General features: G+C 30.5%; 11 protein-coding genes. 5 read left to right on the top strand and 6 right to left on the bottom strand.

From position 1 onward, the window contains the following. Positions 1–87: 87 nt before the first annotated feature. Together H9I45_RS11585 and H9I45_RS11580 are read right to left on the bottom strand one after the other, a co-directional pair. The gene (locus H9I45_RS11585) at positions 88–1866 is read right to left on the bottom strand and encodes a ribonucleoside-diphosphate reductase subunit alpha (RefSeq protein ID WP_088352688.1); all 1779 of its coding nucleotides are present in this window, start codon (positions 1864–1866) and stop codon (positions 88–90) included. A gap of 3 nt (positions 1867–1869) precedes the next feature. Next, entirely contained in the window at positions 1870–3144 is a 1275-nt protein-coding gene (locus tag H9I45_RS11580; protein ID WP_088352687.1) for a ribonucleotide-diphosphate reductase subunit beta, read from the bottom strand. Positions 3145–3556: 412 nt separating this feature from the next. Between H9I45_RS11580 and H9I45_RS11575 the strand changes: the two genes are divergently transcribed. Continuing rightward, positions 3557–4597, top strand: coding sequence for a COX15/CtaA family protein (locus tag H9I45_RS11575; protein ID WP_088352686.1), 1041 nt, complete (start codon positions 3557–3559; stop codon positions 4595–4597). Between the two features lie 96 nt (positions 4598–4693). On the opposite strand, the gene H9I45_RS11570 is transcribed toward H9I45_RS11575, so the two are convergent. After that, on the bottom strand, positions 4694–5116 hold the full coding sequence (locus H9I45_RS11570; protein WP_088352685.1) for a molybdenum cofactor biosynthesis protein MoaE: 423 nt from the start codon (positions 5114–5116) through the stop codon (positions 4694–4696). A gap of 63 nt (positions 5117–5179) precedes the next feature. Here H9I45_RS11570 and H9I45_RS11565 point away from each other — a divergent pair, with 63 nt between their 5' ends. Then, positions 5180–5452, top strand: a complete 273-nt coding sequence (locus H9I45_RS11565; RefSeq protein WP_088352684.1) for a DUF3817 domain-containing protein — start codon at positions 5180–5182, stop codon at positions 5450–5452. Between the two features lie 2 nt (positions 5453–5454). Here H9I45_RS11565 and H9I45_RS11560 read toward each other — a convergent pair whose 3' ends face one another. The 3 genes from H9I45_RS11560 to H9I45_RS11550 all read right to left on the bottom strand — a co-directional run bounded on the left by H9I45_RS11560 (position 5455) and on the right by H9I45_RS11550 (position 9350). Continuing rightward, a complete protein-coding gene (locus tag H9I45_RS11560) occupies positions 5455–5697 on the bottom strand; it encodes a MoaD/ThiS family protein (protein ID WP_088352683.1) in 243 nt (80 codons plus the stop codon). A gap of 11 nt (positions 5698–5708) precedes the next feature. Continuing rightward, a complete protein-coding gene (locus H9I45_RS11555) occupies positions 5709–8177 on the bottom strand; it encodes a DUF5686 and carboxypeptidase regulatory-like domain-containing protein (RefSeq protein WP_088352682.1) in 2469 nt (822 codons plus the stop codon). A 150-nt stretch (positions 8178–8327) separates the two neighbouring features. Further along, positions 8328–9350: a LacI family DNA-binding transcriptional regulator gene (locus H9I45_RS11550; protein ID WP_088352681.1), complete on the bottom strand. Its 1023-nt coding sequence runs from the start codon at positions 9348–9350 to the stop codon at positions 8328–8330. 185 nt (positions 9351–9535) lie between these two features. Between H9I45_RS11550 and H9I45_RS11545 the strand changes: the two genes are divergently transcribed. The 3 genes from H9I45_RS11545 to H9I45_RS11535 all read left to right on the top strand — a co-directional run bounded on the left by H9I45_RS11545 (position 9536) and on the right by H9I45_RS11535 (position 13980). Further along, on the top strand, positions 9536–12160 hold the full coding sequence (locus H9I45_RS11545) for a TonB-dependent receptor (protein ID WP_088352680.1): 2625 nt from the start codon (positions 9536–9538) through the stop codon (positions 12158–12160). A gap of 163 nt (positions 12161–12323) precedes the next feature. Further along, positions 12324–12689, top strand: a complete 366-nt coding sequence (locus H9I45_RS11540) for a glutaredoxin family protein (RefSeq protein ID WP_088352679.1) — start codon at positions 12324–12326, stop codon at positions 12687–12689. Continuing rightward, on the top strand, positions 12679–13980 hold the full coding sequence (locus tag H9I45_RS11535) for an MFS transporter (RefSeq protein ID WP_088352678.1): 1302 nt from the start codon (positions 12679–12681) through the stop codon (positions 13978–13980). The genes H9I45_RS11540 and H9I45_RS11535 overlap by 11 nt, the downstream gene beginning before the upstream one ends. Positions 13981–14010 lie beyond the last annotated feature (30 nt).

The following is a 14010-nucleotide window of genomic DNA, read 5'->3' as shown; positions in this document are numbered from 1 at the left end:
GATATAGTGGAAAGCTGGAAATAGCTCCAAAAAAAAAGAGAAACATTGCTGCTTCTCTCTTTTACGAACTTTTTATTTAATTTTTGATTATCCTTCACAAGAAGCACATTCTTTCTTTTGTTTGAATTTCTGTGCAGCATTCATACTGTGTTGGTAATACATCGATTTTACACCTAATTTCCATGCATTAATATATACTGCATTTACGTCTTTAATTGGCATATCTGGGTGCACCATTATATTGATAGATTGCCCTTGATCGATATGGTTTTGTCTGTTTGCAGCTTGATAAACGATTACGTTTTGGTCGATTTCTGAATACGTTCTAAACACATCTTTTTCTGCTTCTGTTAAGAAATCTAAATGCAATACAGAACCATCATTATCTCTGATGCTCGTCCAAACTTCTTTGATATTTTTCCCTTTTTCTTCTAAAACTTTTTCTAAAATTGGGTTTTTAATCGTCGTTTTAATTTTTGCAATATCTTTTACATAAATGTTAGACCAAATTGGCTCAATTCCTTGAGAAACTTGTCCTAAAATAAATGCTGATGACGTTGTTGGTGCAATTGCGTTTAACGTTGTATTACGTCTTCCATATCCTTTTAAAACAGCTGGCTCTCCATATTCTTTTGCCATATCTTCTGAAGCTTTGTAAGATTTCTCTTTAATAACTTTAAAGATTTCGCTATTTAAAGCATAAGCTTCTGCACTATCAAACGCATGCATTTTAGATTGTAATAAAGAATGCCATCCTAAAGCTCCTAAACCTAATGCTCTGTTTTCTTTTGCAAAATTATAGGCTTTTTCCATAAAACGAAACGTAAACTGGTCGTCTCTATCTGCAGAATCTCTATAAACTTCTAATTTTGTAATGAATTCTTGCATTACTGCATCCAAGAAATAGGTTAGCGTTTCTACTGCATCTGTGTCTTTCCACTTATCGTAATGTAATAAGTTTACAGATGATAAACAGCAAACGAAAGACCAATCTTCATTTGATGGTAACATGATTTCTGTACACAAGTTACTTGCATAAATTTCGTGATTTTTGTCTTTGTAAACATCAACCGTTCCATTATTTGCGTTGTCTCTAAACAATATATATGGATATCCTATTTCTCCTCTTCTTTGTAAAATTTTTGCCCAAATGCTTCTTTTTTCTACATCTCCAGCAATCATTTCTTCCATCCATTGGTTACCAACAGTAACTCCATGGGTTAATTCTTGAATTGGATTACCTTCTGTTCCAATTTCTAAAAATTCTTTAATATCTGGATGATCTACTGGTAAATATGGAGAAAAACGACCTCTTCTTACTGAACCTTGACTAACAACATCAACCATTTTTTCGAACAACTGCATGATATGAACTGAACCAGATGATGAACCATTATTTTTTACATCTGCTCCTCTTTCACGCAACTTACCAAAGTAACCAGAAGTTCCTCCTCCTAGTTTAGACATCATACCAACTTCTGATTGTGAGAATAAAATATCTCCCATATCATCTGCAACATGACTTCCAAAACAGCTAATTGGTAAACCTCTTTTCTTACCAAAATTCGACCAAATTGGCGATGCTAAAGAATAAAACCCAGCAGCCATATATTTGTAAAACTTATCTGAAAAACCAGGTTTGTTTAAAATCTTTTCTGCATTATCCGCAATTTCGCGAATTCTTTGTTCTGGAGTTGTATCTCCTGTTAAATAACCAGATTCTAAAAATTTACGACTATTTTCTGTTAGCCATGTAATTTCAGGTTCTTTCATGTTATCAAGCATTTCTTTTCTTGATGCGTTTCTAGCCTGAATTAATATTTCGTGCTCTGTAAGTTCTGTAGTTTTTGTGTTTGTTTGGTTCATGGTTTAAAATAAGTCGTCGCTGGTTATACTTTTTGTTCTTTTACTATAGTTGATAGATCTCTTTACGAAGAAATCTCCATGTTTGGTTCCAATAATTTCATCATCAAACCAATCTGTTTCTGCCAATAATGCTTCATCTGTATCAAATACTTTTTCGATACCAATACTTTCTAAAGATTTATTGAATCTGTTTTTTATAAATTCTTTTATTACCGCTTTTGGTAAAAAGTCTAATTCTCCTTTTTCGAAAATCCAATCGATTATTTTACTTTCTGATAAAAATGCTTCTTTACAAGTTTCTTGTACTAGTAAACTATGGCTTTCATCAAACCATTCTGGATTTTCTTCTTTAATAATTTTAATTACATCAATACCAAAATCTCCATGAATTTGCTCTTCTTTAGAAGTTGCCTCTACCACATTAGAAATTCCTTTTAACACGTTTTTATGCTTATTAAAAGCCATAATAATTAAAAACTGTGAGAATAAAGAAACGTGTTCTATAAATAATGAAAACAAAATTATAGATTCAGAAAACTCTTTATTGTCTTCGCTATTCACGTTTTTTAATGCCAATTCTAAATAATTAACACGTCTCATAATTACAGGATTCTTTTTCAAGTTTTTAAACTCGTTGTTCAACCCTAAAACCTCTAATAAATGAGAATATGCATCATGATGTCTTACTTCACTTTCTGCAAACGTAGAACCTACAGAACCAATTTCTGGTTTTGGCATTCTCTTATAAATGTCTCCCCAAAAAGTTTTTACAGCAACCTCTATTTGAGAAATTGCCAACATCGTATTTTTTATCGCGTTTTTTTCTACTTCTGTAAGCGAAGTTTTAAAATCTTGAATATCGCTTGTGTAATTAAATTCTGTATGAATCCAATAAGAGTGTCTAATTGCATCTACATATTCGTTTAATTCAGGATAATCGTAAGGTTTTAAATTCAACCTTTTTTCGAAAATATTTCTTTTTCTGTTTCTTGTTTGCTCGTCTCTATATAAAATATAAGCTTTTGCAACATCGCGAAAACGACTGTCCATTAACTTATATTCTACAATATCTTGCACCTGTTCTACAGTTGGTGTATAGTTAGGTTCGTTTAATTTTCTTTCTAATAAAGTACCGTTAACAATATTAGTAATTGCCATTGCATCTTCTAAAGAACCATTATCTACAGAAATCATTGCTTTTTCTATGGCTCTTGTAATTTTGTCTAACTCGAAATTGCTAGTTCCAGAGTCTCTTTTAATAATTTGAGTAATTTTCACGGTAAAATGGTGTTATTTGAATGTTAATAAATCGTTAGGGACGACTCCTACAAAGATTGCGATTTTTGATCCAAAATGAAAGTCATACTTATTCACAAATCCCTTGAAGTTTTTAACAATTAACCTAGAATTATGAATATCGTAAAATTTTAGTGATTTTTCAATAATCTGAAAATCAGATAATTAAAAGAAAAAAAAGAGGTAACTTACTGCTATTGCTGACATTCCTAAAAAAAACTTTTTTAGATAAAAATATCATCAGAAATAAAAAATAAAATTTGTTGTAAAATAAAAATGCAATTCTTTCTCGATAAAAAAGCTTGTTTATTTAGAACTTTTATGCATAAGAGAAGCTTTCTCTAAATATTTTTGAACACTAATTTTTGAAGTATCTTTGCAAAAAGTTTTTTTGATGAAAAATAGGTTTCCAAAAGTTGTAAAAATCTCAATAATTTCTGTTTATTTAATCTTTTTAGCGGGTTCTGTAGTTAGAATGACAGGTTCTGGAATGGGTTGCCCAGATTGGCCAAAATGTTTTGGATATTATATTCCACCAACTTCCGAAGAACAAATTACATGGAAACCAAATGCAGAATTTAAAAAAGGGTTTATCATTATAAAAGACGAAGCTTTATTTGTTGCTGAACATGATTTAAGAACAGCTTCTGAATTCAATATAAAAAACTGGGCAAAATATACCAAACACGATTATAACAAGTTTAACAAGTTCCATACTTGGACGGAATATATAAATAGATTAGCTTCAGTTTTAGCCGGTTTTGTTTTTCTCTTTTTAATTTACGGTGCTTATAAAAACAGAAAGAAAAACAAACTAATTCCTATTCTTGCTTACACATCTTTCTTTTTAATGCTATTTGAAGCTTGGTTAGGAAAAACTGTGGTAGATTCTAATTTAACACCAACAATTATTACCATTCATATGGTGGTTGGTCTTGTAATTATTGCACTTTTATTATGGTTGCAATTTATAGTTTCTAATAAACAAAAAGTCTATAACTATAATGCTCTATTTAATAAACTAATTATTGTTTCTGTTATTTTCTCGTTGATACAAATTGCAATGGGAACACAAGTAAGACAGTTTATAGACGAGCAAGTAAAATTATACGGTTTCGAAAACAAGAATTATAGTTTAATGAATGCTAACTTTAAATTCTATTTTCACAGATCTTTTACCATTGCTATTGTTTTGGTAAACTTGGGACTGTTTTACATCAATCAAATAAAAAATCTTGGCTATAAATTGGTAAATTGGATTGTTTTCTTAATCTTTTTAGAAACCATGACTGGAATTTTAATGTATTATGCAGACATTCCTTTAGGAACACAAGCAATACATTTATTAGCTGGTGCAATTTTATTTGGGTTGCAGTTTTACTTGTGGCTTCAAAGTCGAAAGACTTTGAGTAGGCAGTCTTCATTGGGCAGTTAGCAGTTGTTGCTCTAAAAACTTCTCGATACAATTTCAATGAAAAATCGAAATCACTCGAAGTGACAGAATCCAACAATTTGAAACTTTCAAACTTATTTACGGATGCGCGTTCACCCAAACTTCTCCATCAGAAAAATATTCTTTTTTCCAAATAGGAACCGTTTCTTTTAAAGTATCTATTGCAAATTCACAAGCTTCGAAAGTTGCTTTTCTATGTTTTGAAGAAGCTGTAATAATTACAGGAATTTCGCCAATTTGCAACATTCCTTCTGCATGATGAATGGCTATTTTATGAATAGGAAATTTTTCTAAAGCCAAATCTGCAATTTTCTGCATTTCTTTAATAGCCATAGGTTTGTAGGTAGAAAAATCTAGTTGAGTAACCTCTTTTCCTTGAGTATCGTTTCTTACAGTTCCAATAAATGCAGAAATTCCACCACAAGAATCATCTTCTACAAAACTGTAGCATTCTTGTAAATCTAATTTTTCTGATGTTATTTTAATGGAAGTTCTCTTCATTATTCAACAAAAATAGCAATTCAAAATGTATCTTTGCAATCTAATTTTCAATACTTCATAAAAATGAAAAGTTTCTTTAGAATTGTAAGTTTATTAGAAGGAGTTTCTTACTTATTACTACTATTTATAGCAACACCAATTAAATATTTACAAGGCGATGCTTCTTATGTAAAAATGCTAGGAATGCCTCATGGAATTCTTTTTATGCTATATGTGGTTTTAGCAATTGTTATTAAAAAAGAAATGAATTGGGACAACAAAACATTAGGAATTGTTTTAGTTGCTTCTGTAATTCCTTTTGGTACTTTTTATATTGATAAGAAATATTTAAGGTAGTTTTAACCTCCACTTACTGGCGGAATTATAGCAACAACATCACTTTCTTTTAAAAGCAAATCATTTTCTGCATATTCTTCATTTACAGCAATTGCATAGGAATTTATGTTTTCTAATTGTGGATATTTTTCCTTCAGCAACATTTTAAAATCGTTTACAGAACTATTGTCTGAAATCGTAATTTCTAGATTATTTGTTGCTACTAAATCTGCAGTAATTCCGAAAAAAAGAGTTTCAATTTTCATCAATATATATTTTAAAACAAGCTTAATCTAAACAAGAAACCATCATTAGAAACACCCCCGTAATTAGAATGCACATAATCTACTCGTAAAAAGCGCCATTTGCCAAAACCAATATTATCTAACCCAACAGAAACTTCTGTATACGGTTTTTTATCTGCCATAAAAAGCCCTTTTACACCACCCACCAAATGTAAATTTAATTTATTTAATAATGGAACTTTTCCTAAAATTGCTCCTTTAAAATTGTGTTGTGCATGCATTTCTGCATACTTATCATTAGTGTAAAATTTGTAATATTCTAACAAACCAAAACTAGTTAATTGATTGTCTAATGGAAAAGTAAGCTGATTCCCATTGGCTTGTAACTTATCCATAAAAGCAATGTTTTTCTTCTTTAAAAAGATGCCTCCTCGAATGTTATATTCGAATTCTCCATAATTTCCAGCATTTAAATTTTGTCTAATATTTCCTGAGAATAAATCTGAATTTAATTCGGAATTAGAAGCTCCAAACCTTTTTGTATAGGCAACATTTATTCTTGGAAACTTAGAGCCACCAACATTGGTTTTACGATCTGGATAAGACAAATATTTCTGACCAATAACAAAAGTCGCGCCTACATTTAAAGTTGCAATATTGTGCGTTTCGAAAGCAGGATTTGTAAAATCTGTTGGATCTAAAGGATTGTTAGAAGTATAACCTCCATTTTTATCTTGTGGCGCAAACGAATAATTGGTGGTATTAAATAGTGGTTTTCTTTTCGCATATTCTAATGAGGAAGAAAAATAAACTCCATTTTTAATTTCTTCGGAATAACTAACTTTTGCAGATTGTTTCTCGTAAATTTTTAAATAATTTAATCGATCTAACAAAGAACTAAAAAGATTATTCAGTTTTGTAATTGGTTCTCTTCCGTTAAATTGAGGAGTTGTAACACCCGCAAAAATACTTAATCTTGGTCTGGAAAAATTGTTCCATTTTTTGGTGAAATAAAAAGTGGGTCTTACCCTTTCATCAGAAAAACCATAATTTACGTTGGCACCTGCAGTCCACCATTTTCCTTTTTTATTTAGCTGTTCAAAATAACTAAAACCAGCAGATGTGTTTAAGCCTTGCACTGTATTAAAACTTGTTCTTAACAATGGTCCATTATAAGAAAAAGACTTGTTTTCGTAAGAATTTCTAAATGAATACCCCATTAACGGATCTAACAAACCGAATTTATTCCCTTTTGCATCGATAGAGTCTAAATATTTCTTCGATTTTCGGACTACTTTTATACTATCTTTTATAGAATAATCCTTGGTTTCTTCTTTGGTTAAAGGAACTGGACGCAATTTATTCCAATACACAGAATCTTTTTCGGTAGCATTTTTCTCGAAGGTTAAAACTTCGTTGGTAAATGTTTTTTCGTTAAAATCTGGATTAAAATCATACTCAGAATATACATAAGAAAATTTTCCATTGGGCTTAAAACCAAAAAATTCAATATCAAAATCTATCGTTTGTGTTCTTAAAACCCAACCAGCTATTTCATTAGAATAATTATAACTCTGTTTTAGCGTTAAAGAATTTACAATGGGAATATTAACTTGAGCACCAGTTGTGGTTAAATCTGCTCCATATACAGCCCAATCGTCTTCTACAATATAAATAAAACCATCAAAAACACGGTCTCCCTTTCTTTTTGGAGTCAGCTTTATTTTATTGATGAGTTTTCCATTCGGATCATAAAAAGTACCTTCTAATTTATATTTGTAGTAACTAAAAGCATTGGTAGAAATTGGTGATATTAAATTGTTAAAAATTTCGATACTATTCTCGTACAAATCAATACTAGAATCTTCTGCTCTGTTAAAACTTACACCATTGTCTCGTCCAGAAACCTTGGAAGCCACAATGTTTTCTTTAAATTTTTTGGGTTTTTTCTGAAAAGAAATATTAGAAAATGTTTCCGATAAATAAATAATTCCACTTCTAGTAGAATCTAAACCTCCACCAAAATCGCCCAAACTTTCTCCTAAAAAACTTTCTGGAGCGTCGTCTATTTTAGTCAATCCACGAGAGTAAAATTTGGCAGTATATGTTCCTAATTTATCGGTTGTTTTCTCTTTATTTTTTATGGTATTTCTAATAATTGCATTTGCAGGGTTGTCTTTCGTAGAAATAGAAATCTCGTCTAAAACAACATTTTCTTCTTTCAGTTTTACGTTTAATTCAAAAGGAAAAGAGGTGATATTTATTTCTTTCTTTAACGTTTCAAATCCTAAGAATTGAAAAATAATGGTGTGTTTTCCTTTTTTGGAAAGCTCTAAAATATACTCTCCATTATCGTTAGAGGTGGTTCCTTTATTGGTTTTATCTACATAAATACTTACTGAAGAAAGTGGCTCGCCTTTAGTATCTGTAATGGTTCCTTTTACTTGCGCAAGACTTATATTAATAGTAAAAAGTAGAAAAAGAAAAGTAATTTTTTTCATGATTGGGTTTTGTTGATAGTCGCAAACATAGGTTTTATGTTACAAGCAAATCTTTAAAATTTGTTAAACAACACATAATAAACTCATAATTTTTAGACGCTTGAAATTGTAAAAGAGTTGCTTACCTATTAAAATTAATTTTAAATAAAATTAATTTTTAGTAGACTCTCTTATTACTAAATCTGTATCTAAAACAAGTTCTTTAAAACTAAAATCAGAATTTTTCTTTTTCTTCTTTATTTCTTTATAAAGTAATTTAAATGCATTTATTCCCATTTCTAAACCTGGTTGATTAATAGTTGTTAAAGAAGGTGAAATTACAGATGCCATAAACCAATTACTAAAACCAACAATACTTATGTCTTCTGGTATTTTTACGCCTTGTTTCATAAATTCTGTCATTGCTCCAATTGCAACTAGATCTGTATTTATAAAAATTCCATCTACATCTTTGTGTTCTTTTAAAAGTTTTTTAGCATTAAGTTTTCCTTCTTCAAAACTCATATCTCCACATTCACATATATATACTAAAGAAGAGTCGTATTCTAAACCATTATCCAATAATGCTTTTTTATACCCTAAAAATCTATCAATTGAATTTTGAGGCAATAAAGGGCCTCTAAAATGTGCAATTCTTTTACAACCAATATCTATTAAATGTTGTGTTGCCTTGTAAGATGCTTTTCTATCGTCTATAATAACTTTAGAACATTTTACCATTTTGGCAATTTTATCGAACATAACTAAAGGTGTTTCATTCTCAATAACATCATTTAAATGCTTAAAATCTGCTGTACCATTTGCTAAAGAAATTAAAATTCCATCTACTCTTTTACTTAATAATAAGTCTATTTGTTTTTTTTCTAACTCATAAGACTCATTAGATTGTAAAATAATTACCAAATACCCTTTCTTTTCTGCTTGCTCAATAATCCCTTTAATAACACTCGAAAAAAAGTGATGTACAATTACTGGAATAATTAATCCAATAGTTTTCGATTCTCTAGTTCTTAAATTTACGGCGAAAGAATTTGGTTTGTAATTTAGCATAGATGCTGTTTCTCTTACCAACTTCCTTGTTTTTTTACTAACATCTGGATATTCTTTTAACGCTTTTGAAACCGTAGTTATAGAAATACCTAATTCTTCTGCTATTTGCTTTAATGTTACCATGTTAAATTCATTATTTTGACAATAAATATGTGCTCAATTACCTCGTAAATATACTAAATTATCTTAATCGAAAACGTTTTCGGCAAATCGAAAACGTTTTCGATTTATTTTTTTAATAACTATTTTGCTTATAAAAATACATTTGACAAAAAAACAATTAACTTTTTATTAAATTCACATTTAAAATGAAAAAACAATTACACTTTAGAATTGCTGTTTTGATGGTATTTTTACTATCAACAACAGTATTTGTTGCGCAGTCAACAATTTCTGGTTCAGTAAAAGACCAGAATGGAGAATTAGTACCTGGAGTAAACATTCTCCTTAAAGGAACAACAACAGGATCTACTTCAGATTTTGATGGAAATTACGAAATTAAAAATGTAGAAAACGGAACATATACAATTGTTGCGTCTTACATTGGTTTCGATAATTTCACAAAAGAAATTACTGTTAATGGAAATTTAAAATTAGACATTACCATTAAAGAAAATGCACAATCTTTAGATGAAATAATAGTAACAGGTGTTGTAAATCCTAAATCTAAATTAGAGTCTAGTGTTTCTATTTCTACAGTAGGCGTTAAACAAATAGAGCAGGCTTCACCAAGATCTGCAGGTGAACTTTTTAGAAGCATACCAGGTATTCGTGCTGAATCTTCTGGTGGTGAAGGTAATGCAAATTTTAATGTTCGTGGTGTACCAGTTTCTTCAGGTGGTTCTCGATATTTACAATTGCAAGAAGATGGGCTTCCAATATTGTTATTTGGAGATACTTCTTTTGGTAATGCAGATAACTTTTTACGTATAGATTCTAATGTTGGAAGAGTTGAGGCAATTAGAGGTGGTTCTGCTTCTACACAAACATCTAATGGTCCAGCAGGTATCATAAACATGATTAGCAAAACAGGAAGAACAGAAGGTGGTACTGTAGGTGCAACTTATGGTTTAGATTATCAAACTAGTAGATTAGATTTTGAATATGGGACTCCAATTGGTGAAGGATTATATTATCACGTTGGTGGTTTTATGCGTGTGGGCGAAGGTCCAAGAAATATTGGTTATCAAGGTAATAAAGGAGGGCAATTAAAAGCAAACATTACTAAAGAATTTAAGAATGGTTACGTTCGTACTTATTTCAAGTATTTAAATGACAGGTCTGTAATGTATATGCCAATGCCAGTAAGTTTAACAGGTTCAAATTCTAACCCTACTTTTGGAAACCTTCCAGGTTTTGATATTACTTCAGATACACCACATTCTGTAAATATTCAAAATACATATAGTGTTTATGATGGGAATCCTACACAAAACGATATGAGAAATGGTAACAACCCAGTAAGTGCTTCAGTTGGTGCAGAATTTTCTTTTGACCTTGGAGACGACTGGAAAGTAAATGCTAAAGCAAGATACTCAAACAATTCTGGTCAATGGAATGCTCCATTTACCGCAAATGTAGGTACAGTAGCAGAAATAGAAACTTTGGTAAGAGGTGCTTCAGGAGCAACTGGTGCTTTAACTTTCCAAGATGGAACACCATTTAACCCTGCAAACGGATTGGCACAAGATATTAGATATTTTGATGTAACTATAGAAGATCTAAGTAACTTTTTTAGTGATGTAAAAGTTACTAAAGCAATTAATGATAACATCGGTGTAACTGTAGGTATGTTCTCTGCTACACAAAACACTAAAATAGGATGGCAATGGAGTTCTGCTATTTCTGAAGTAGCAGGAGATGGTAAAGCTAGATTAGGAGTTTTTGATGGATTTTCTCAAGGTGGGGCTTATTCTTTCGGTCAGCCAGTTTGGGGTAACTGTTGTCAAAGAAAATACAATACTGTACACAATGTAAATTCTCCTTATGTAGGAGTAGATGCAGAAATTAATGAAAAATTAAATTTTGATGGTAGTATTCGTTTTGAAAACGTAAATGTTAACGGAACTATAAACTCTGGACAATTAAGTAATTTAGATGCTAATGGAGATTTAATTGGTTTTGACTACAACAGTGATGGAGTAATTAATGATTTTGAATCTACGATACCAACTATAGCTGGTAATCCAGGACAAGCAATAAGTGATGACTATAATTTTATTTCTTTCTCTGCAGGTTTAAACTATAAAATTAACGACGGTTCTGCTGTTTTTGGAAGATACAGTAAAGGTGCATCTGGTAGAGCTGCAGATAGAAACACTTATGGGTCAGATGGTTTAGGAGATGTACAGTTTGACGAAATTTCTCAATTTGAAATTGGTTTAAAAAAGAGATTAAATAACGGTGTTTTAAATGTAACAGGTTTTGTAAGTAATACAGATGAAGGTATTAGTAACGAATTAAACAGAACTGTTGGAAATCCATTTAAGGCTTTAGGTTTAGAGGTAGAATCTGCATATAATTTTGGTGATTTTTCTATAAACGGTTCTGTTACTTATACTAAAGCAGAAATTGATGGTGGAGCAAATAAAGGGAATAAACCAAGAAGACAAGCAGATTTTGTTTACAATTTAGCACCAACATATTCATTTGGAGCAAACAAGCAACATCTTTTTGGAATCACAATATTAGGTACTTCTAAATCTTTTGCACAAGATGATAATGATCTTGTAATGCCTGGGTATGCTTACGTAAATGCAGTAGCAAAAGTTAGCTTAACAAAAGGCTTATCATTAAGCGTTAATGCAAACAATTTATTCGATACAATTGGTGTAACAGAAGTTGAAGGAAATGGAAACATCGCTGGTGGTTTAGCTGCAGCAAGAACAATTTCTGGTCGTTCTACAACTATGACATTGCAATATAGTTTTTAAAAAAAAAGTTTGTTATTTTTTATTGATTTGAATTAGAAATAGAGCCAATGAAAAGTTTATTGGCTCTATTTTATTAAAACTAAAAACTATTAATGAAGAAGTCTAATTTGCAAAATTTTTAATGGGATAAAATATTAATTATCTATCTAAAATAAATTTTAAAATGAAATATTTAATAATTGTTGTTCTATTTTTAACTTCGCTTCAAAACTATGCTCAAGAATCATTTCATCAAACCAAAGATTCAAAAAAAGAGAAAATGATTGTGTATGGAAGCGATAGCTGTCATACTTGTTTAGATACAAAAGCTTTTTTAAAAAATAAGAAGATTAAATTCATTTATTACGATATTGATATCAATAAAAAGAAAGAACAAGAAATGTTAGCAAAACTTCAAAAAGCAAATATTTCTATACACACTTTAAGTCTACCTGTTATAGACAATAAAGGAGATGTTTTTTTAAACAAAGGCAACTTTGAAGAATTTCTAAAAGTTCTAGACGAAAAAATCAAAAAAAATGAAAATTAAAAAACCTAAATTAAGCTTTTGGCAAATCTTAAATATGAATGTTGGGTTCTTCGGAATTCAATATAGTTTTGGATTGCAACAAAGTGCAGTTACACCAATTTACGATTTTTTAGGTGCAAGTCCAGATCAAATTCCATTATTACATCTTGCTGGTCCAGTAACAGGTTTGTTAGTACAACCAATTATTGGAGCATTAAGTGATAAAACTTGGAGTCCAAGATTTGGAAGACGTAAACCTTACTTTTTAATTGGAGCAATTTTATGTAGTTTAACTTTATTGGCATTTCCTTTTAGCAGTTCTTTATGGATGGCAGCAGGTTTATTATGGATTTTAGATGCAGGTAACAACACTGCAATGGAACCTTACAGAGCATTAATAGCAGACAAATTAGATGACGAGCAACAACCTTTAGGGTTTCAAATGCAAAGTTTCTTTACTGGTTTGGGGCAGGTTTTGGCAAATTTATCATTATTTATATTTCCATTAATTTTTATAGGAACCACAGGTGCTTTACCAACTTGGGTATATGCCTCTTTTTTCTTGGGAGCAGCTTGTTCTATAGGAACCATTTTATGGAGTATTCGTAAAACGAAAGAAATACCTCCAACAGCAGAAGAATTAGCAAAATTAAGAAGTGAAAAAAGAAGTGTTATTGGTCCTTTGGTTGAAATCTTTTCAGCAATAAAAGACATGCCAAAAGTAATGTGGCAATTGGCATTGGTTTATTTATTTCAATGGTATGCACTGTTTTGTTATTGGCAAAACTCATCTAAAAGTGTGGCATTGTCTGTATGGAATGCAACACCAGATAATACAGAATTATATAGCGAAGCTGTAAGTTGGACTGGTTTAGTAAACGGTTGGTATAATGTAGTTACTTTTTTAGTAGCTTTTGCACTGGTTGGTTTTGCAAAAAAATATAGTGCAAAAAGAGTACACGCATTTTGTTTAATAATTGCTGCAATAGGGTTTTTAGCTTTTCCACATATCGAAAATAAAAACTTATTATTCTTTGCAATTACTGGTTTTGGTATTGGTTGGGCAAGTATGATGGGAATTCCATATTTAATGGTGGTTGCAGACATTCCAAAAGAACGTTATGGTGTGTATATGGGAATTATTAATATGATGATTGTAATTCCAATGATTATTCAAACATTATCCTTTGGATACATTCTAAAAAACTTTTTAGATAACGACCCAAGAAACGCAATAACTTTTGCAGGTGTTTTACTGATTATAAGCGCCATTTTTACCCTATTTATTAAAAGTAAAAAACAAGTTCAGTAGTTTTTTTACTCAATTACAAATTAGATTATT

The sequence above is a fragment of the Polaribacter haliotis genome (assembly GCF_014784055.1).
Classification (GTDB): Bacteria; Bacteroidota; Bacteroidia; order Flavobacteriales; family Flavobacteriaceae; genus Polaribacter; species Polaribacter haliotis.
Note: the sequence above shows the minus strand (reverse complement) of the source record. Positions and strands in the feature narration are given on the sequence as shown.